18 protein-coding genes are annotated in these 18,570 nt (G+C 65.4%); 7 read left to right on the forward strand and 11 right to left on the reverse strand.

The features are described from left to right. Positions 1-10: 10 nt before the first annotated feature. From QFZ30_RS21035 to QFZ30_RS21050, 4 genes are all read right to left on the reverse strand, one after another. Entirely contained in the window at positions 11-241 is a 231-nt protein-coding gene (locus tag QFZ30_RS21035; protein ID WP_307079625.1) for a heavy-metal-associated domain-containing protein, read from the reverse strand. Positions 242-306: 65 nt separating this feature from the next. Next, a complete protein-coding gene (locus tag QFZ30_RS21040) occupies positions 307-651 on the reverse strand; it encodes a metal-sensitive transcriptional regulator (protein WP_307079627.1) in 345 nt (114 codons plus the stop codon). Positions 652-969: 318 nt separating this feature from the next. Continuing rightward, positions 970-1,491, reverse strand: a complete 522-nt coding sequence (locus tag QFZ30_RS21045) for a universal stress protein (RefSeq protein ID WP_307079629.1) — start codon at positions 1,489-1,491, stop codon at positions 970-972. Between the two features lie 58 nt (positions 1,492-1,549). Further along, the gene (locus tag QFZ30_RS21050; protein ID WP_373462871.1) at positions 1,550-1,906 is read right to left on the reverse strand and encodes a class F sortase; all 357 of its coding nucleotides are present in this window, start codon (positions 1,904-1,906) and stop codon (positions 1,550-1,552) included. A 478-nt stretch (positions 1,907-2,384) separates the two neighbouring features. Between QFZ30_RS21050 and QFZ30_RS21055 the strand changes: the two genes are divergently transcribed. The 3 genes from QFZ30_RS21055 to QFZ30_RS21065 all read left to right on the forward strand — a co-directional run bounded on the left by QFZ30_RS21055 (position 2,385) and on the right by QFZ30_RS21065 (position 4,095). Then, positions 2,385-2,585, forward strand: a complete 201-nt coding sequence (locus QFZ30_RS21055; RefSeq protein WP_307079630.1) for a hypothetical protein — start codon at positions 2,385-2,387, stop codon at positions 2,583-2,585. Positions 2,586-2,666: 81 nt separating this feature from the next. Further along, positions 2,667-3,815: a WD40/YVTN/BNR-like repeat-containing protein gene (locus QFZ30_RS21060; protein ID WP_307079632.1), complete on the forward strand. Its 1,149-nt coding sequence runs from the start codon at positions 2,667-2,669 to the stop codon at positions 3,813-3,815. Then, complete coding sequence (locus QFZ30_RS21065) at positions 3,808-4,095, forward strand: MoaD/ThiS family protein (protein WP_307079634.1); 288 nt, start codon at positions 3,808-3,810, stop codon at positions 4,093-4,095. Before QFZ30_RS21060 ends, QFZ30_RS21065 begins: the two co-directional genes overlap by 8 nt. A 100-nt stretch (positions 4,096-4,195) precedes the next feature. Here QFZ30_RS21065 and QFZ30_RS21070 read toward each other — a convergent pair whose 3' ends face one another. Continuing rightward, complete coding sequence (locus QFZ30_RS21070; protein WP_307079635.1) at positions 4,196-4,432, reverse strand: hypothetical protein; 237 nt, start codon at positions 4,430-4,432, stop codon at positions 4,196-4,198. Positions 4,433-4,732: 300 nt separating this feature from the next. On the opposite strand from QFZ30_RS21070, the gene QFZ30_RS21075 reads away from it, so the two are divergent. Both QFZ30_RS21075 and QFZ30_RS21080 read left to right on the forward strand, forming a co-directional pair. Further along, positions 4,733-8,317: a discoidin domain-containing protein gene (locus QFZ30_RS21075; protein WP_307079638.1), complete on the forward strand. Its 3,585-nt coding sequence runs from the start codon at positions 4,733-4,735 to the stop codon at positions 8,315-8,317. A 9-nt stretch (positions 8,318-8,326) separates the two neighbouring features. Continuing rightward, entirely contained in the window at positions 8,327-8,836 is a 510-nt protein-coding gene (locus tag QFZ30_RS21080; protein ID WP_307079640.1) for a hypothetical protein, read from the forward strand. On the opposite strand, the gene QFZ30_RS21085 is transcribed toward QFZ30_RS21080, so the two are convergent. The 6 genes from QFZ30_RS21085 to QFZ30_RS21110 form a co-directional block, all read right to left on the reverse strand. After that, positions 8,833-10,056, reverse strand: a complete 1,224-nt coding sequence (locus tag QFZ30_RS21085; protein WP_307079642.1) for a pyridoxal phosphate-dependent aminotransferase — start codon at positions 10,054-10,056, stop codon at positions 8,833-8,835. The two genes, QFZ30_RS21080 and QFZ30_RS21085, sit on opposite strands and share 4 nt — an antisense overlap. A gap of 80 nt (positions 10,057-10,136) precedes the next feature. Next, complete coding sequence (locus QFZ30_RS21090) at positions 10,137-10,850, reverse strand: hypothetical protein (protein WP_307079645.1); 714 nt, start codon at positions 10,848-10,850, stop codon at positions 10,137-10,139. Continuing rightward, the gene (locus QFZ30_RS21095; RefSeq protein WP_307079647.1) at positions 10,847-11,764 is read right to left on the reverse strand and encodes a carbohydrate ABC transporter permease; all 918 of its coding nucleotides are present in this window, start codon (positions 11,762-11,764) and stop codon (positions 10,847-10,849) included. Before QFZ30_RS21095 ends, QFZ30_RS21090 begins: the two co-directional genes overlap by 4 nt. Further along, on the reverse strand, positions 11,764-12,720 hold the full coding sequence (locus tag QFZ30_RS21100) for a carbohydrate ABC transporter permease (protein ID WP_307079649.1): 957 nt from the start codon (positions 12,718-12,720) through the stop codon (positions 11,764-11,766). The genes QFZ30_RS21095 and QFZ30_RS21100 overlap by 1 nt, the downstream gene beginning before the upstream one ends. Next, on the reverse strand, positions 12,720-14,000 hold the full coding sequence (locus QFZ30_RS21105) for an ABC transporter substrate-binding protein (RefSeq protein WP_307079651.1): 1,281 nt from the start codon (positions 13,998-14,000) through the stop codon (positions 12,720-12,722). Before QFZ30_RS21105 ends, QFZ30_RS21100 begins: the two co-directional genes overlap by 1 nt. A 70-nt stretch (positions 14,001-14,070) precedes the next feature. Next, entirely contained in the window at positions 14,071-15,084 is a 1,014-nt protein-coding gene (locus tag QFZ30_RS21110) for a hydroxyacid dehydrogenase (protein WP_307079653.1), read from the reverse strand. Positions 15,085-15,210: 126 nt separating this feature from the next. On the opposite strand from QFZ30_RS21110, the gene QFZ30_RS21115 reads away from it, so the two are divergent. Together QFZ30_RS21115 and QFZ30_RS21120 are read left to right on the forward strand one after the other, a co-directional pair. Further along, positions 15,211-17,424: a heparinase gene (locus QFZ30_RS21115; RefSeq protein ID WP_307079655.1), complete on the forward strand. Its 2,214-nt coding sequence runs from the start codon at positions 15,211-15,213 to the stop codon at positions 17,422-17,424. After that, positions 17,414-18,565: a substrate-binding domain-containing protein gene (locus tag QFZ30_RS21120; protein ID WP_307079657.1), complete on the forward strand. Its 1,152-nt coding sequence runs from the start codon at positions 17,414-17,416 to the stop codon at positions 18,563-18,565. Before QFZ30_RS21115 ends, QFZ30_RS21120 begins: the two co-directional genes overlap by 11 nt. The last annotated feature ends 5 nt before the right edge of the window (positions 18,566-18,570 follow it).

Raw genomic sequence — 18,570 nt, forward strand, 5'->3', positions numbered from 1 at the left:
TGGCCGTTGGTCAGGCTTCGTTGGAAACAACCATGTAGCCGGCCTCGGCCACTGCTTCGCCAATTTCGGACGGTGACAGTTCCTGGCTGGAGGTGATGGTGACGGTGGAGATGCCTCCGGCGTTCAGGTCGACGTCGACTGTTTCGACGCCGGCGAGAGATTCAAGCTCTTCGCTCACCGATGAAGCGCAATGGCCGCAGGTCATGCCCGAAACGCTGACGGTGGTGGAGGTGGTGCTCATTGGTTGGCTCCTCTGTGACTGGCCGGTGGTAGGCCGGCGGTGATGTGGTTGGTGCAGTGGCGAGGTTACCGAAGCAGGCGGCCGATGGCGTCAGCCGCCTCTTTGACCTTGACGTCGATTGCCTCAGCGCGAAGTTCAGGATCCGGCTCTGCGGCGGCGCCGACTACGCAGTGGCCGATGTGCTCTTCGACCAGCCCGAGGCTGACGGCATGGAGGGCCTTGGTGACGGCGGATACCTGGGTCAGAATGTCGATGCAGTACTTATCCTCATCAACCATCCGGGCGATCCCACGCACCTGGCCTTCGATCCGCTTGAGCCGGCGCAGGTACGCCTCCTTGTTTGCGGTGTAGCCGTGATCCGGCGGCGGATCAGCGTCAAGGGACACGTCGACTTCTTCCGGTACTTTCATAGGGCAAACATATACCCCATGGGGGTATATGGCAAGTACCCCCCAGGGGTATCGTCGGGGCCAGCTTGCCGGGACGCAGGAACAACGCAGGAGCAATGTGCCAGATTTGCCGGGGCATTAAAAAGCTCCGGAGTGCGTTATTGGGGGATACGCACTCCGGAGCGGTCATTGGGCAGATATCCTATCCGTTCCTTTCGGTTGGATCGGCCTGCTTGAACCAGCTTACGTGCCGCCGGGTCCGTCCGCCACCACCTCGAATAACTACTTTCGCTTTATTATTTCTGCCCCGGTCAGCAGCCTTCCTCGGACCTTTAGCGCTCACAAATCGCCGTCCTGATGAGCCGCTTTTCGGTAAGGGACCACCAGTACCGGCCTGCTCTGATGATGGCTCAGCCAGGCTCCCACAGAACCGTTAAGTGCCTCCGCGATCCTGTGCGCCACCCCTCGCTCCGACGTGCCCACGATGATCATGGGAGCGTTGCTTTCCGCGGCCAGCCGTGCCAGGGCACGGGCAGGATCCCCCGCCAGCGTGCGCAGGGTCCATTCCACGGGTGCACCTCCAGCGGCCGCGTTGTTCATCGCCGCCTCGATTACCCCCTTGAGTTCCGTTGTCACAGCCTGGATGTCGTCGTCGTCCTTCTCCGGATGCAGGGACAGCCGGTGCGCTGACCGGGCCGGATCCCATTCCACGAGGTAACTCGCCTCGTCGACGTAGGCACAGACCAAAGGTGTGGAGAGTTTGGCCGCCATCTCGGCCGCCGTGCGAAGGACCTCCGGATGCTGGTTGGGGATTATCCCGACAAGGAGCGGGGGCGGACCACTGAATCGTTCTGGAGTCATAGCTCATTGTCTGCCCCGGCAGTCGCGCTTGAACAGGTGGCAGAGGGCTTTCGGTTGGCTAGGCCACGGGGGAGGCCGATACCACCACGTTCTTTCCCCAGGGGTCTTCCGTGTAGCAGCTGATGAGGACCAACCGGCTGGGCACCATGTCCCAGATCGGACTGTCCTTGAGGGTGGATTTGAGATAGGTGGTGACGCTGTCCGCCCGGTAGCGGATGGTCCCGGTCCCGGTAATGACGTTGAGCTCGTCCCCGATGGTGGCCGCCGAGCTGAGGTGGTTGAACGGGGCATCGCGGCCTTCCCAGCTGTGGCCGATGATGTAGGTGGTGTTGTTCGAGCCGTTGCCCGGCGTGCCGAACGGTGTCAGCCAGTATCCGTCCATCGTGGTGGGCGGCTCGATCGTCTGGCTGGCCACCGCGGAGTTGTCCGGTGCAAGCGGATGAATGGCGGTGTCGATCGCCGCCGCGGCGTACTGGATGCGCTGGGGTGCCGATGCGTCAGGAAGTACCGGACCGGCCGGGGCCGGAGCGGGCTCGGCTTCAAGGAGGGAGTGGTGTTCACTCGCGATGCCCCAGCAGCACGGTCAGCTTGCTTGTCGTTTCAGGCTAGGGCTGGCGCCGGAGACAGTCGCGAGTAGTAGGTACTCGACTTTTGCAGCCGCTGACCTGCGGCGTTACCTGTTTCTACGCGGAAACGGGTGCCACATACCTAGGTGGCCCGGCTCCAGGGGACCATGAGCATCCGCCACTTGCCAGGGTGTCCCACGGTCCGTTTGCCGGCCGCCGGCGGGACACCTTGATGTTCCAGCTCAGGCTCTGACAAGCACGCCGGGCGCCCTTGTACGTGGACAGGCCCACGCCTAACGTTGAGACATACGAAAGGTGCGTGAGGGCATGGAAATCTTCATGTGGTGGCTGGACCTGGATCTGGAAAGCAAGGAATGGCTGCGGGAGAACCTGCGTGCGGAGGAGCTGCCGCTTGCAGTGCTCCAGGGCATCGCGGAGGCAGGCGGACCCCATCCGGATACTCCCGTTTCGGTCCTCACCGAAGCCGACTGGGATTTCATCGAGACCCAATCCGAATTTGTGGACTGACAGATTCCGGACAGGGCTCCGCCCGTGCCTTGAAGTAAGTCGACCAGAAAACCGTTGCGGCCTTCCGGCGGGAGTGGTTGCATGGGGTGCATGTCAACTGCAGAGAGTTATGTCTTAGCGATCGGGACCAAAAAAGGCCTGTGGCTGGCCACCAGCCAGGACAGGCAGCAGTGGTCCTTCTCCGGCCCCCATTTCCTCATGAGTGAGATCCCCAGTATCGGCATAGACATCCGGGACGGCAGGACCCGGATCATGGTGGGCGTCCGGTCCGAGCATTGGGGTCCCACCGTGGCCCACTCCGATGACCTCGGCGGCACGTGGTCCGAGCCCGAACAGGGCGCCATCACGTTCCCCGAAGACACCGGCGCCGCGGTGGAGCGCATCTGGCAGATCTATCCCGATGCCGAGTCGCGGCCGGGCGTTGTGTGGGCCGGAGCCGAGCCGATTTCCGTCTGGAAGTCCAACGACGGCGGCGAGCACTTTGAGCTGAACCGGGGACTTTGGGACCATCCCCACCGGAGCGACTGGGGCGCCGGCTACGGCGGCGCCGCCGCCCACTCGATCGTGGTGAATCCTGCAGGGGACAACGTGCACGTCGCCATGAGCACCGGAGGGGTGTACCGCTCGCTCGACGGCGGAACGTCCTGGGAGCCCAGGAACAAGGGGATCTCGGCCCGCTTCAACCCGGATCCCTACCCGGAATTCGGCCAGTGCGTCCACAAGATCGCGGCGGATGCCGCCGTCGAAGGACGCCTCTACGCTCAGAACCACCACGGCGTTTACCGCACGGATGACAACGGCGAGAACTGGAATTCCATTGCGGAGGGGCTCCCGGCTGATTTCGGCTTTGTGATGCTGACGCATCCGCGGCGTGAGGGGACTGCCTGGGTTGTTCCGCTGAAGGCCGACGGCGAGCGGATACCACCGGAGGGAAAGTTGGCGGTACACCGCACGGACGACGCCGGGGCCACCTGGAAGAGGCTGGATTCGGGGCTGCCCGACCACGAGTACAACAGCGTGCTCCGCGATGCCGCCGCTGTGGATTCCGCCGAACCAGCGGGGGTCTACTTCGGCACGCGCGGCGGCACGGTTTATGCCAGTGCGGATGAAGGGGAGACGTTCACCGAGGTGGCAGCCCATCTGCCGGATGTTTTGTGCGTCCGCGCCGCCGTGGTTGCCGGGGCGGGACTCCAGGGGATTCCAGAAGAGGCAGCAGCGCACAGTGCCTGACATCAGCGTGGTGCTGCCCAGCGTCCTTCAGCCGCTGGCCGGCGGGCAGTCCGTGCTGACGGCGCCCGCCGACGGGCCGGTGACGGTGCGGAGACTGCTGGACTCGGTGACCGGGGATTACCCGGTGCTGGCGAGACGGCTGCGGGATGAGACCGGGGCACTGCGCCGCTACGTGAATATCTACGTGAACGGTGACGAGGTGCGGCGGCTCCAGGGACTTGAGACCGAGGTGGCGGCGGGTCAGGAAGTGCTGGTCATCCAGTCAGTGGCCGGCGGCTAGAAGTGGCTGTAACGGCGTCACCGGGCGGCGGGCAGTCCATACTGACTACGCCCGCCGTCGCGATGGCGGAAGGTGCTTGTGCAACAAGCCGTGTGCTGGCTCAGGCCACCCGCCATACGCTGCATTCGTCCGTATTGATCGCTTTGCGCATGCCTGTGTGATGGTCCATGATCCAGACGACGCCGATGCCCGGCGCCGTCTCCTGGACGCTGCCGCGGCGGATTACGACGTCGTCATAGCTGGGACCCACCGACAGGCGGGCTTCAATTTCGTCTCCGCGGTGCAGCTGGTCCAGGGCGCGGACCCGGGTTACGTGGGCTTTGGCTTCCTTCAACATGGCTTGGCCTCCTGAGCTGGAGCTGGTGCCTGCTCTTGCCGGCACTTCCAGTGTGGCCGGGCAATGTTGCGCCTTCGTTTCCCGACGGTTAGGGGCCGGTTAGTTCTCTGAACCGCCTCTGTTTCCGCCACCAGTCAATGATCGATGATGGTCGGTTCTGTGCGTCCGTGATTGATTCCCTTGTGGGGCCTGAATGCGTCGAATAGCGTCGGCACGGAGCGCACGGGATGGCGCCGGCCACCCCTTAGGCGGCCGACGCCCGGGGCGCCTCCCACACTTTCGACGACGAAGGGTTCAGCAATGGTGCTATTCGAGGGCAATTTCAGGCGGTGCGCCGCCATGGCCGCCGCGGCGGCGACGGCCGCCGCAGGGCTGGCACTGGCGTCTGGCCTGACAGCGAACGCGGCGGAAACCTCCGCCACGCCGGTCACCATCACGCCCAACCCCGCCAGCAGGGGAGAGGCATTCGAAGGCTGGGGGACCAGCCTGGTCTGGTTCGCCAACGCCACCGGTGGCTACTCTGACGAAATCCGCGAAGAGCTGTACCAGAAGGTCTTTGGCGAGAACGGCCTGAACCTGAATATCGCGCGCTACAACGTGGGCGGCGGAAACGCCTCCGACGTAGCCGGCTACCTCAATGACGGCAGCGCAGTGGAGGGCTGGTGGAATCCTGTGACTGACCCGGCCAGCGGAGCGGTCCAGTCCAGGCTGTACAACCCGGACGGCTCGGTGGACCCTGCACAGGCTAACAAGCTGGCCTTCCTGAACCAGTGGAACCCGGATGATCCGTCCTCCTACAACCCGGATGCGGACCGGACCCAGCGCTGGTGGGTGGAACGGCTGGCCGCTGACCAGCAGATCACCCATTGGGAGGCCTTCAGCAATTCGCCGCCGTGGTTCATGACTAAGAGCGGCTACGTCTCCGGGCAGGTCAACTCCAGCAAGGGTGAGAACCTGCTGCCCCAGGCGGAACAGAAGTTCGCCGCCTACATGGCCAACGCCGTCGAACTCCTGGAAAAGGGTTCCGGCATCAAGGTGGACACCATCGATCCCTTCAACGAGCCCAATTCCGGGTATTGGGGAACCGCGATCGACACCGCCACCGGGAAACCGCCCACCTCCTACACGCAGAAGCAGGAGGGTGCCCTGATCTATCCGGCGGCGCAGGACCGCGTCACCAAGTACCTGGCGGCCGAGCTCGCCAAGCCGGAGACCAGCACCGGAGCCGTCATCTCGGCCATGGACGAGACCGATCCGGGGAAGTTCATGACCAACTGGAACAGTTACAGCCGGGAAGCCAAGAACGCCGTGGGCCAGCTCAACGTCCACACGTACGGCACAGGGGACCGGCGCCGTGTGCGTGACCTGGCCAAGGCCGAGGACAAACCGCTGTGGATGAGTGAAGTAGGCGGTTCGTGGGCAGGAAACCCGGCCCTCGGCGATACTACCGGCGCCTGGGACCGCTCCAACATCAACAACGGCCTGGGTATCGCCGGACGCATGGTGGACGACCTCCGCGAGCTGGAACCGGGTGGGTGGGTGTTCTGGCAGCCGGTGGAGGACACCTACAAGCAGGAACATGGAAACGGGGGCTGGGGCTCCATCTACGTCGACTTCGACTGCAATTATGAAGGCCGGGAAGGGTTCTCCAACCGCCGGTTCAACGACGGCGACGCTGCGGAGGACGCAAAGTGCAAGATCCTGACCAACCAGAAGTACAACACCACCCGGAACTTCACGCACTACATCCGCCCCGGCGATTTCCTTATCCAGAACGACAACGCCAAGACCGCCAGTGCCCTGCGGGCAGACGGCAACGGCGCCACGCTGGTGCATTTCAATGACACCGCCGCGGCCGAGACCGTGACCGTGAACCTGGCCAACTTCGCCAACATCGCCGAGGGGGCAACGGTGACGCCGGTCGTCACCACCAAATCGCCGCTGGAGGACATCGAACGCAACGCCTTGGTGAAGGGGACTCCGGTGGCCGTGGACCGTGCGGCCAAGACTGCCACGCTGGAAATCCCCGCCGCGTCCGTGGTGACGTTCCTCGTGGACGGCGTCAGCGGTGTGGCCGAAGATGCCGCGCCGGTGAAGGACGGGCACAGCTACCACCTCACGGGGGAAGCCAGCGGCAAGGTCCTCACGGGCCAGCCGGGCTCCGCCGTGACCATCGAGGACCCCGCCGGAACCGCTGCGGCCACTGCTGCCCAGACCTGGACGTTCCATGCCGCTGGCTCTGAGCGTGAAGCTGCAGGTGAACACTCGCATGACCGGCGCTGGGTGGTCACGAACGCGGACGGCTCGGTGCTCACCGGCACCGGCGGCGTACTCAACGGCAGCCAGGCCGGTGCCACCTCCCTGTCGGCCACGGGCCTTGACGAAGCCAGGCGCCAGCCCTCGGCACAGTGGATTGTGACCACCGAGAACGGGAACCAGTGGTCACTCGTAAGCGCCGCGGCAGCAATTGCCCTGCAGCCGGCCGGTGGCAAAACCGGCTCCGGCTCGGCGGTGGGACTGGCTTCGTCCGCCGGGACCACCGGCACCGCCCGGGGCAGCGCCCACCAGGCGTGGGCTTTCCAGGACCTCAAGGACCTGGTGCTGCTGGGGACTCAACGGACGGAGCTCAGCACGCCCACCGGCGTCGTGCCGTCCCTGCCGGAAACGGTCAGTCCGCTCTACGCGAAGGGCGCCGGACGGCCCATCGCCGTCCAGTGGGAGGACGTGGATCCGGCGGTGTGGGGTAAGGCAGGAACCGTGACCCTCCGCGGTTCGGGCGTGGATCTGTACGGAAGGGCGTTTGACGACGCAGAGCTGGTGGTCACCGTGGGTGACTATGTGGCCACCGATCCAGTGTCCGTAACAGCCGGCAGCGGCGCATCCGTCGCGGAAGTGCAGGCCGCCGCTCCGGCCACCGTCCCGGGGCAGATCGGCACCGGCCCGGCCAGGAACGCGCTGCCCGTGGCCTGGGACTGGAGCACCTTGACGGCCGACGCTCTGCGGTCCGCCGGTACCGTCACGGTGACCGGTACGGCCACGCCGGGCGTGGCAGGTCAGAATCCGTTGCCCGCCGTCCTGACCGTGATTGTGGTGGGCCGGACAACCAGCAGCAACATCTGCCGGGACGACACCTCGACTCTGGTTACCGCGAGCTTCACGGAAGGCGGCTACACGGCCGCCAACACGTGCGACGGCAACGCCGCCACGCGCTGGTCCAACTGGGTGGGCAGCGGGCGGGCGGGCGACAGCCTGGCCTACGCCTTCAGTCGGGAATACCGGGTGGATTCGGTGACGGTGTCGCTCGCCGAAAAAGCCGCGCAAAGCTTCACGGTGCAGTACCAGGACGCCGGCGGAGCGTGGAAGGACACCACCGCCGGGACCGTCGCTGGCCTAAGTACGACGGCGGCGCGGACGGTTTCGTTTGATCCCGTCACCACCCGCGGGATCCGCGTCGTCCTGGTGACCACGGGGTCGTACACCAAGGTTGCGGAGGTGGCCATCTCCGGTTCGCGGCTGGCCGACTCCGGCGTTGCCGGCCTGGGCCGACTGATGGTCAACCAGCAGGACGTGCCCGGTTTCAGCACGGGGACGGCGGACTACCGGGTCCTGACCACCCGCGACCCCTTCCCGGTGGTGGCAGCGAGCCCGCTGGACACGGATGCCAAGGTGACGGTACAGCAGGCCACGGCCGGATCGCCGTCGGCCGCTGTCACGGTTGCCGCCCCGGACGGAACCGTCAAGGTGTACCGCGTGGATTTTGACTTCCATGTGGTCCTCTCTTCGAAGGACGGGTGCAAGAACGGCGGCTGGGCCGCCAGCACCCTCCCGGTGTTCGGGAACCAGGGCGAGTGTGTGAACCACTTCGACCGTGGCGGTGCCGCCTAAGGTAGTGGCATGGAGATCGGTGAGGTGGTCTGGACTGCCGTGCTGGGCGTGGCCGCGGTTGCACCGCTGGCCACGTTCGGCGTGGTCCTGGTGGCCTATCTGACGTACCGGCAGAAGGCCCACGCGGACAGGCGGGACCAATGGTGGAAACGCGCGCAGTGGGCCATCGACTCGGCCCTGAACGACGCCGATCCCGAACGCCGCCTCGCGGGGATGCGGGTCCTGGTCCAGCTCATCGGCAGCGATCTGGCCACGTCCGAGGATGCGGAGCTGATGAGTGCCTTGGCGTTGGGGATCCAGGACCAGGAGCTGGGACGGCTGTCAGCCGCGGACGGCACGGCAAACAAGCAGCCCGGGCTCTACCCCGGGGCACGGGCGGGCGCCGCACATGAGGTTCGGCTCAAGTCCAGGGGACAGACAGTTGTGGCCGGTTCGGCGGCGGCTGCCCGAGTTCTTCAGGAGTCGGAGAAGCTCATCGCCGCCGCGGATGCACGGACTGCCCGCCAACAACGTGCTTAGTCCGTAATGCTGCGGTACGCCGCCAGGAAAGTGGAGATCCTGCCCACGGCTTCCTCGATGTCCAGCACTGACGGGAGGATAACAAAACGGAAGTGGTCCGGCTGGGGCCAGTTGAATGCCGAACCGTGGGAGACGAGGATCTTTTGGTCCTGGAGCAGGTCCAGGACGAACTGTTCGTCGCTCGTGATGGGGTAGAGCTCCGGATCAAGGCGCGGAAAGAGGTACATGGCTCCCGCTGCGGGGATACACGTGACGCCGGGAATTGCCGTGAGGAGCGTGAACGCCAGATCGCGCTGTTCGCGCAACCTGCCGCCGGGCCTGACCAGCGCGTCGATGCTTTGGTAGCCGCCCAGACAGGTTTGGATTGCATGCTGGGCGGGGACGTTGGGGCAAAGCCGCAGTGACGCGAGTAGCTCCAGTGCTTCGCGGTAGCCCAAAGTCGCCGTGAGCGGACCCGTGACGGCCACCCAGCCGGCGCGGTACCCGGGCATGCGGTAGGCCTTGGAGAGCCCGCTGAAGGTGAGGCAGCAGACGTCCTCCGCCACCGAGGCCGTGTGGATGTGCTCGGCGTCCTCGTAGAGTACTTTCTCGTAGATCTCATCAGAGAACAGGACGAGGTGGTGTTTGCGGGCCAGGGCGGCAAACTGCTCCAGTATGTGCCGCGGATACACCGCTCCCGTGGGGTTGTTCGGATTGATGATCACGATCCCCTTGGTACGGCCGGTGATCTTTGCCTCGACGTCGGCCATGTCCGGCCACCAGTTCTCGTCTTCGTCGCAGAGGTAGTGCACGGGCTTGCCGCCGGTCAGCGTAACGGCGGCTGTCCACAGCGGGTAGTCCGGCGCCGGGATGAGGATTTCGTCGTCGTTTTCCATAAACGCCTGCAGGCACATGGAAATGAGCTCGCTCACGCCATTGCCGATGAAGATGTCCTCGACACCGATCTGCATGAGGCCCCGGGTCTGGTAATACTGCGAGATGGCTGTCCTGGCCGAGAAGATACCTTTGGACTCGCTGTAACCCTGGGCCTCCCTCAGGTGGTGGATCATGTCCACCACCACGGATTCGGGCGCTTCCATTCCGAACGGCGCAGTGTCCCCCAGGTTCATCTTGAGGATCCGGTGACCCTCGGCTTCCATTTTCTTGGCGGCTTGGAGGATTGGCCCGCGGAGCTCGTAGCGGACGTTCTGGAGTTTGCTCGAGTACTGCATTGCACGCATGGTTGATCTTTTCACAGGCAGGCAGGGCAGACACGCAGCGGACGAGGCACGGATTGTCTCCGCTGGCCACTCGTTCCCGGTCAGGCCTCCTGCAAGGCCGCCTGGAACGCGAAGGCGGCGTTGCTCCACACCACAAAGAGCAGCGGGGCGGGGGCCAATGCCACCCCGATGACCGGCTGGACCAGCACCGCCGCCACGATGATTCCCAGCAGCACGAGGGCCGCCAGGCTCAGGTACCAGCGCTGGACCGCCAGGTACAGTGACGCTTTTAGGATGGCACGGGTCCTGGCCTGAGGCAGCAGGACCATTCCCGCGAGGACAGTCACTGCAACGCAGACGACGGCGGTCAGGGCCACCGCGATCAGCGGCACCAGCACGGCGGCTGCCGGCATCACCTGCACGATGGCAAGGTCTATGCCAAGGAAGCCGACCGCCGCGACGGCAGCCAGACCTGCCGGGGCGGCCCGACGGAAGGAATGACGGTAGCCGAGCAGGAAGGCTGCAACCGGCCTGACGGCCGGTCCCTCCGCCTCCTTCAGGGACTGGAACGCGGCGAAAGCCGCTGCCAAAGAAGGGGCCACCGTCACGGACAGGAGCAGGAAGAACGGCCAGGCCGCCACCGGGTCAGCCACCAGGGCCAGGCCCAGAAGCAGGGGTGCGTTTGCCGCCGCGAGCAGGAAGTTGACGGCCAGAAACGCATAAACAAAGCCGAAGATGCTCCCGAACGTCTCAAAGCCCGGACCCTGCCACGTTCGCCGCAGCGGCTGCATGGTATGCTGGCGCGCGGTGCTCACCCCTTCATCCCGCTCGTTGCGATGCCCTGGATGAAGTACCGCTGGCCGATCAGGAAGATGATCAGGATGGGCACAACGGAGATGACGGAGCCGGTCATGATCATGGCGAACTCGGCGTCGAACTGGCCCACGAAGGACCGGAGTCCCAGCTGGACCGTCCACAGCCTGTTGCTCGTGAGGTAGATGAACGGCCCCATGTAGTCATTCCACGTGTTGACGAAGGTCAGCAGGGCAAGGCTGGCCAGCGCCGGCTTGGACAGCGGCAGGATGACCCGGGCCCAGATGCCGTACTCGCTGAGGCCGTCGATGCGCGCGGCTTCGCACAGCTCATCGGGGATGGTCATGTAGTACTGCCGCATCAGGAAGACTCCGAAGGCGCCGAAGGCCTGGAGCAGGATCAGGGCGTTGAAGCTGTTGGTCAGTCCCAGCTGCTGCATCATGATGTACTGCGGCACCATGTACGCCTGCCACGGCACGGCGATGGTGGCGATGTAGCCCAGGAACAGCACGTCCCGGCCGGGGAAGCGGATCTTGGAGAAGCCATAGGCAGCCAGGGAGCCGGTGAGGACCTGCAGGAACGTGATGATCACGGAGAGGTACAGCGAGTTCTGGAGGTACCCCATCATGGGGATGCGGGTCCAGATGTCCGAATAGTTGCTCCAGACGAATTCCTCGGGAATCCACTGGATGGGCACCGTGAACACCTGGTTGTTCTCCTTCAGCGAGGAGGACAGCATCCAGAGGAACGGCACCAGGAGTGCTGCCACCAACACCACCAGCACGGCGTAGATGACCACGTTGACGGTGCGCGCCCTGCGCGCCCGCAGGCTCCGGCGTTCAGCGAGGCCACGTTCATGGCCGGCCGTGCCGCCAGGGGCCACCTCGGCCCTGAGGTCTTCAGTCAGGTTGGTCATCAGCGTTCCCTCCGTTGCTGGAGTTTGAATTGCAGGACAGTCACGGTGAGGACGATCAGGAAAAGGACCAGCGAGATGGCCGAGGAGTACCCGAACTTACCTTCGCCGATGCCCTCCTGGTAGATCAGCTGTGAAAGCACCGTGGTGGACCGGCCCGGCCCGCCGTTGGTCATCACGACAATAAGGTCGAAGACCTTGAAGCTGGATACCGTCAGCATCACCACCACAAAGAAGGTGGTAGGCCGCAGCGACGGCAGCGTGACGTTCCAGAAGCGCTGCCAGGCGCTGGCGCCGTCCACTTCGGCGGCCTCATACAGCTCGGTGGGGATGGCCTGCAGACCGGCCAGGTACAGGATCATGTAGTAGCCCATGTCCCGCCAAACGCTGGTGAGGATCACCGCCGGCATGGCCCAGTCCGAGCTGGAGGTCCAGCCCGGAGGGTTGGCAACGCCGACGAACTGGAGGAACTGGTTGATGGGGCCGCTGTCCGGGCTGAACAGCATGTTCCAGACGACGGCAACAGCCACCAGGGACGTGATGTAGGGGAAGAAGATGGCCACCCGGAAGAAGCCGATGCCCTTGAGCTTGCGGTTCAGGAGCATGGCCAGGATGAGTGCCAGAGCCAAGGTCAGTGGCACGTGGCCGAGGGCGTAGAGCAGGGTGTTGCGCAGCGCCACCCAGAAGGAGTCGCTGCCCAGCATCCGCTCAAAGTTGGCCAGGCCAACCCATTTTGGTGCGCTGAACGAAGTCCACTCCATAAAGGCCAGCGCAAAGGCCGCCAGCACGGGAATGAGTGTGAAAGCAAGGAAGCCCAGGAAGTTCGGCAGGATGAAGGTCCAGCCGATCAGCGTGTTCCGCCGCGCCTGCTTGCGGTTGCCCTGCTTGCGGTTGCCCTGCCTGCGGGTGCCCGGCGCCTGGCTCCTCAGGGGAGTGGGGTTGATGGTGTCTGTAGCCATTACTTGAGGACTTCGTCCTTGACGCGCTTACCCATCTCGGCGATTCCATCGTCGATGGAGCGCTCGCCCACCATGACCAGCTCGTGTTCCTGGGTGAGGATCTTGTCCGTTGCCGCGGACTTGTCACTGACCGGCATTTCGAGGACGGTCTTGTCGGGGGAGAAGGCGGCCTTGGAGAGCTCGTCCGTGGGCAGGCCGGGCAGCTTGAAGTACTCGGCGGTCACGTCGGCCGTCTGCAGGGCGGGAACCACACCGATCTTGGCGATAGCCTTGGCGCCCTCCGCACCCGAGGCCCATTCAATGAAATTCTTGGCTTCGTCGGAGTGCTTGGCGTTCTTGTTGACCGCGAAGGCCGTGGGGGAGCCGAAGGTTGTGGTGTCCCCGCCTGCGGACTTCTGCGGCAACTGGGCAAGTCCCCAGTCCACGGTGGTCTTGCCGGCCTGCTTGGCGGCCACAATGCCGGAGATGTACCAGGAGCCCATGGGCATCATGGCGGTCTGCGCGGTTTCGAACATGGACCGGTAGCTGGTCTTCTGGCTCATGGCGGTGCCGAAGTCCAGCATGGCCCCGCTCTTCTGCAGGTCCAGGGTCATGTTGTACTGGTCCTTGGCGAAGCTGTAATCCCCGCCGATCAAATCGCCGTCGTTCTGCGCTGCGGCGATGGCCTGGACTGTTGAGCGCCAGTAGTGCTGGTAGGTGCCGTACACCCTTTTGCCGTCGGGAGCGGTCCCTGTGAGTTTCTTGGCGAGCTCGGCGTACTGGTCCCACGTGATGTTCTTGGGTTCATCCAGCCCGGCGGCCTTGAAGAGGTCCTTGTTGTAATAGAGCAGCCAGAAATCCTGCCGGTACGGCGCCGCGAAGTATTTTCCGTCGAGGTCGAAGGCATCCAGCCCGGCGAGGTTGTCCTTGTCCAGGGAGTCCACCACGCTGTTGATCTCCTGGAGCTGGCCGTTGTTGGCGTAGCGGGAGTAGTCAGTGACGTTCTTCATGGTGAGCACATCCGTGGTGTCACCGCCGGCGAGCATGGTGGTCACTTTCTGGGGGTAGTCATCGGCGAGGATGTCCACCGGCTCAATGTTTACGTCGGGGTGGGCTGCTTCGTAGCCGTCGAACAGTGCCTTGAACTCCGGCGTTCCTTCGTAGTTCCAGACGGAAACGCTGAGCGTGGTCTTTCCGCCGGCATCGGCAGTTTCCGCCGGACCGGCGGCACCCGCGCAGGCGGTCAGGCCGAGGCTGGCGGTTGCGGCGAGGGCTATCGCCGCGAGAGTGGTGCGCTTCATTGCGGATCTCCTTATATGAGGGGTTCGGATCCGCCGCTGCTGCGGCGGTGTTGGTTGGAAGCGGGGATGGTTACGCGATGAGGTCCAGATGTTCTGCAAGGACCTCGGCCGTGAGGTCCTTGCCTGCCAGGTACCGTTCAAGTTCGCTGATGGCGACGTCCGACATGCGGCGTGTTTCCGTGCCCAGGGATCCTGCGATGTGCGGAGTGATCACCACGTTGGGCAGGTCGTAGAGCACGGAGCCGGCGGGCAGCGGTTCCGGTTCGGTGACATCGAGAATCGCGTGGATGCGGCCTGTGGCGCAGGCGGACTCCAGGGCATGGGTGTCAACCAGGGAGCCCCGCGCCGTGTTAATAAGGGTGGCGTGGTCCTTCATGGCTGCGAGCTGAGCCGCGCCGATCATGTGCCGGGTTTCAGGCAGGGCGGGGGCGTGGATAGTGACGACGTCGGAGGCCGGAATCAACTCCTCGAGCGTCACCAGCCGTGCACCGGCGGCGGCCACGGCGGCAGGCTCCGCGTAGGGGTCCGCAACCAGGCAGGTGACATCCTGGAGTTGCTGGACGAGCTCCACCACGCGCCTCCCGATCCGGGAGAACCCGACGACGCCGATGGTGCGGCCGATGTTGCCGAGTTCGCCGTAGGCAGTTGAATAGGACCAGTCCTCACGGGAAATCCGGGAAGCGTTCGCCAGGACCTGTGCCTTCTTGCCGGCCAGGACGATGGAAGCAAACGTGAACTCGGCCACGGGAATGGCATTCGCTTCTGCCCCTGTGGTCACCAGGATTCCGCGCTGCCACAGTTCATCCGTCACGAAGGACCGCACGGTGCCGGCGCAGTGGAAGACGGCACGGAGGCGGGGCATGCGGTCCAATGCTTCGCTGTCCAGCCGCGGCACACCCCAGCTGGTCAGCAGGACTTCCACGTCGGGGAGGAGCGAAGCGATCTCCGGGTCAGCCAGGGAATCGGTCCAGGCCGGGGCGCCGAGTTCCACGAGGCCAGCGAGCCGTTCCAGCCGGGTGGCATCGAACTGGTCCTTCATGGTGGAGCGGTTCATCAGCAGGAGCGCTGTGGGCTTGCGCGGCATACCTGGGCCGTCCCTTCCTTGTCGTCCGGCCGGGATGCCCGGCCGTTCCATGTCTTGCGTCACATCCAGAAAAGAGTACATACTCATACTCACAAGAAATCAATCAGATCAAACAGACTTGATCGTATGCGTTCAGATTCGAACATCGAGCGGGACGCGAGAGCTTTGAGAAGACGGACACCGATGGCGGCCCAGCTGAAACCCGCACGAATAGACTCCGCAGAACCGGACCCGGCGCAATCGGACCCGGCACGATCGGACGGAACGCAGGGGACTGCCCGCTCGTTCCGGGGTACCTTCCAAGGACCCCTCGCGGCGGCCTGGCGGGGTGACACCGGGAAGGACGCACTGCTGCGGACGCTGGCCGGCGGCCGTGAGCGGTTGACGATCCATCAGGCGGCGATGCAGGGCGGTTGGTCCGCCGTCCGTGCGGCCCCGGTGGCAGCCCTGGAAAGCGAGGCAGAAGCGGAACGGGGCACGCCCTGGCCTCAGCCCCTGCTGTCCCACTATGCCCGCTACTTCCGCGACGGCAACCGCACGGCTTACGAGGGGTTGGTGGCTGCCAGGCAGCAGCGGCTCACGCGCGCCGTGGTGATGGCCTGCCTGTCCCAGTTCCAGGAGCATGTGCGGACGCCGGACGGGGGGCCGGGCTCCAGCGCGCTCCCGCAGGAATGGCTGGACGAGGTCATCGACGGTGCATACCTGCTGTGCGAGCAGAGTTCCTGGTGTTGGGCAGCCCATGAGGATGCTTACACCCGCCGGGGTGACGTGGTTCCCGACCGGTCGGCTCCGTATCTGGACCTGGGTGCCGGTGAAGTGGCCGCGCAGCTGGCCTGGCTGGATCTGGTCCTCGCAGAACAGCTGGACCAGCGCGCGCCCGGCCTCCGCCGTCGGATCCGGGAGGAAGTCCTGGACCGCGTGGTCCGCCCTTTCCTGGACCGCGACGACTGGCACTGGCTGGGGCTGGACGGCGACGTCCACAACTGGAACCCCTGGATTCACTCAAACGTCATTGCCGCCGCGGTGGTCCTGGTGGATGACCCTGGGCTCCGGGCGCAGACAGTGGCCCTCGCCATTGAAGGACTGGACCGCTTCTTCGCCTCAATTCCGGCAGACGGTGCCATTGACGAGGGCTTCTCTTACTGGTGGAACGGTGCCGGGCGGGCCCTTGAGGCCTTGGCCCTGCTGGAAGAAGCCACCGCGGGAACGCTCCACACGGACATCCCGGTGGTCCGCGAACTCCTGGCCTTCCCGCACCGCATGCATCTGGGCCACCGGTGGTACCTGAACGTAGCCGACGGACCGGCCAGGGCGTGGACCGGCCTCCCCTGGGACCTGGTCCGGCGATGGGGTGAGCGCTTGGGGGACCGGGACGCCGCACAGCATGCGGTGGCCTTCCAGGCAGCTTGGCCCAGCGTGGAAAACGGGCTGGGCCGGACGCTGCGTGCGCTCTTGGACCGGCCTGGGAACGGGAACGCCGCACGGCGGCACCGCACTCAGGGGCAGGCTGCGGCACCACTGACCCCGCCGCTCACCGGCTTCAGCTACCTGGAATCCGTACAGATCATGCTGGTCCGGGAAAACCCGGGCCGGACAGACGGCCTCGCACTGGCCGCCAAAGGCGGGCACAACGGCGAACACCACAACCACCGCGACGTCGGATCGGTGGTGGTGGCCGTGGACGGTGTCCCGCTCCTCGCCGACGCCGGCCAGCCCACCTATACCGCCCAGACGTTTGGCCCGGACAGGTACGGCATCAGGGCGATGCAGAGCGCCTGGCACAGCGTTCCGGCTCCGTTTGGCCTGGAACAGGGAACCGGACGGGAGTTCGCCGCAGCCGTGGAACACGTTCCAACCCCGGAGGATCCGCGGCTGGTCCTCGGACTGGGGGCGGCCTACGGTCTGGGCCCGGCCTCCAGCTGGATTCGGTCGGCGTCGCTGGAGAAGCCTGCATCCCCGCCGGCCGGGCAGCGCGGTGGAAAAGCGCGGGTCCTGATTGAGGACCGCTGGAATCTTGGGGCTGCGGCCGGCGCCGCCTCATGGGCCGGAACGCCCGACGTCGACATCCACTACCTGCTCGCCGGGACCGTGGATCTGGACTCCAAAGGGACGGCCACCGTCCGTCCGGACGGCATCCCAGACGCCGCCGGCGGCCGCGGGGTCCTGCTGCGCTGGAACCCGGCTAACACCGTCGCACACGTGGACGAATGGCTCCTGGACGATCCCCTGCTGGGTGATGTCTGGGGCCGCAAACTGACCCGGCTCCGGTTCCGGATGCCCCAAACCATGAGCGCCGCCGGGGCGTTCACCCTGACAGTGGAGGCCCCTGATGAGTCCTGAACAGACGCCGGAACCGCCCGCAAGGTCCCTCTTTTCGCTGCAGCGCCGCGAGCGGCTGATGGAGGAGCTGCGGGCCCATGGTTCCGTGACCGTCCGGGGCCTGGCCGCCGAGCTTGGGGTGAGCGAGCTGACCATCCGGCGGGATGTGAACCTCCTGGCGGACGAGGGCCTTGTGTCGCGCGTGCATGGAGGCGCCACCCTGCCCAGCCAACTGGACCGCTCGGCGTCCTTGGCCAAGCACCAGGCGAACCGGTACTCCATCGGCATGATGGTCCCGTCCCTGGACTACTACTGGCCGCAGGTGATCAGCGGTGCACGTGCCGAGGCCGAGGTGCAGCAGGCCAGGATTGTGGTCCGCGGTTCCAGTTACGACGCCGCGGACAACCGCCGGCAGGTGCAGGCGCTGCTGGATACGCAGAACATCGACGGCCTCATCGTGGCCCCGGACATGACGGGGGAGGCCGGCCATGACCTGCTGCGGTGGCTCAATGCGCTGCCCATTCCGGTGATCCTGGCGGAGCGGCGCTCGCCGGCGGAAATTCCCGCTCATCGGCTGGAGTGGGTGGCCACGGACCATGCCTTCGGCGCCGGAATGGCCACCCGGCACCTCTGGCAGGAGGGGCACCGGAAGATCGGCTGTATGACCGACTCCAGCAGCCCCACCAGCTCGCACGTGGTCCGAGGCTGGCGCCAGGCCATAGCCGCCCTGCGGATCCCGCTGGAGGAATCCATCAGCGAGGATTCTGCAGGTGTGGTGGCCGGAGATCGCGCCGCGCACTTTGACCGGGTCCTGGAGCTGTGCCGGGAAACTGGGACCACAGCCATGCTGGTCCATTCCGATACCCAGGCCGTGGCCTTTGTGCAGCATTGCGTGGACCGCGGGGTGGACGTTCCAGGCCGGATGGCGGTGGTGGGGTACGACGACGAGGTGGCTTACCTTGCCGAGCCCGCCATCTCCGCGGTCCGGCCCCCCAAGCAATATGTTGGCAGGGTCGCGGTGCAGCTGGTGACCGCCCGGCTGGCGGAGGGCCGGAAACGTCCCGTCCACCGGATCCAGCTGAACCCGGATCTCATCGTCCGCGAATCGTCGCTGGGCAGCCCGCGGACCCCGGCCGAGGCCGGCCTGGCGTCTTCACCCTGATACCC

Source organism: Arthrobacter pascens (assembly GCF_030815585.1).
Lineage (GTDB): Bacteria > Actinomycetota > Actinomycetes > Actinomycetales > Micrococcaceae > Arthrobacter > Arthrobacter pascens_A.

Coding starts and splice junctions, on each gene's coding strand:
- QFZ30_RS21070 (WP_307079635.1), bottom strand. CDS start 4,432: ATGTTGAAGGAAGCCAAAGCCCACGTAACCCGGGTCCGCGCCCTGGAC.
- QFZ30_RS21080 (WP_307079640.1), top strand. CDS start 8,327: ATGGAGATCGGTGAGGTGGTCTGGACTGCCGTGCTGGGCGTGGCCGCG.
- QFZ30_RS21085 (WP_307079642.1), bottom strand. CDS start 10,056: ATGCGTGCAATGCAGTACTCGAGCAAACTCCAGAACGTCCGCTACGAG.
- QFZ30_RS21055 (WP_307079630.1), top strand. CDS start 2,385: ATGGAAATCTTCATGTGGTGGCTGGACCTGGATCTGGAAAGCAAGGAA.
- QFZ30_RS21120 (WP_307079657.1), top strand. CDS start 17,414: ATGAGTCCTGAACAGACGCCGGAACCGCCCGCAAGGTCCCTCTTTTCG.
- QFZ30_RS21095 (WP_307079647.1), bottom strand. CDS start 11,764: ATGACCAACCTGACTGAAGACCTCAGGGCCGAGGTGGCCCCTGGCGGC.
- QFZ30_RS21075 (WP_307079638.1), top strand. CDS start 4,733: ATGGTGCTATTCGAGGGCAATTTCAGGCGGTGCGCCGCCATGGCCGCC.
- QFZ30_RS21045 (WP_307079629.1), bottom strand. CDS start 1,491: ATGACTCCAGAACGATTCAGTGGTCCGCCCCCGCTCCTTGTCGGGATA.
- QFZ30_RS21105 (WP_307079651.1), bottom strand. CDS start 14,000: ATGAAGCGCACCACTCTCGCGGCGATAGCCCTCGCCGCAACCGCCAGC.
- QFZ30_RS21110 (WP_307079653.1), bottom strand. CDS start 15,084: ATGCCGCGCAAGCCCACAGCGCTCCTGCTGATGAACCGCTCCACCATG.
- QFZ30_RS21100 (WP_307079649.1), bottom strand. CDS start 12,720: ATGGCTACAGACACCATCAACCCCACTCCCCTGAGGAGCCAGGCGCCG.
- QFZ30_RS21060 (WP_307079632.1), top strand. CDS start 2,667: ATGGGGTGCATGTCAACTGCAGAGAGTTATGTCTTAGCGATCGGGACC.
- QFZ30_RS21035 (WP_307079625.1), bottom strand. CDS start 241: ATGAGCACCACCTCCACCACCGTCAGCGTTTCGGGCATGACCTGCGGC.
- QFZ30_RS21115 (WP_307079655.1), top strand. CDS start 15,211: ATGCGTTCAGATTCGAACATCGAGCGGGACGCGAGAGCTTTGAGAAGA.
- QFZ30_RS21040 (WP_307079627.1), bottom strand. CDS start 651: ATGAAAGTACCGGAAGAAGTCGACGTGTCCCTTGACGCTGATCCGCCG.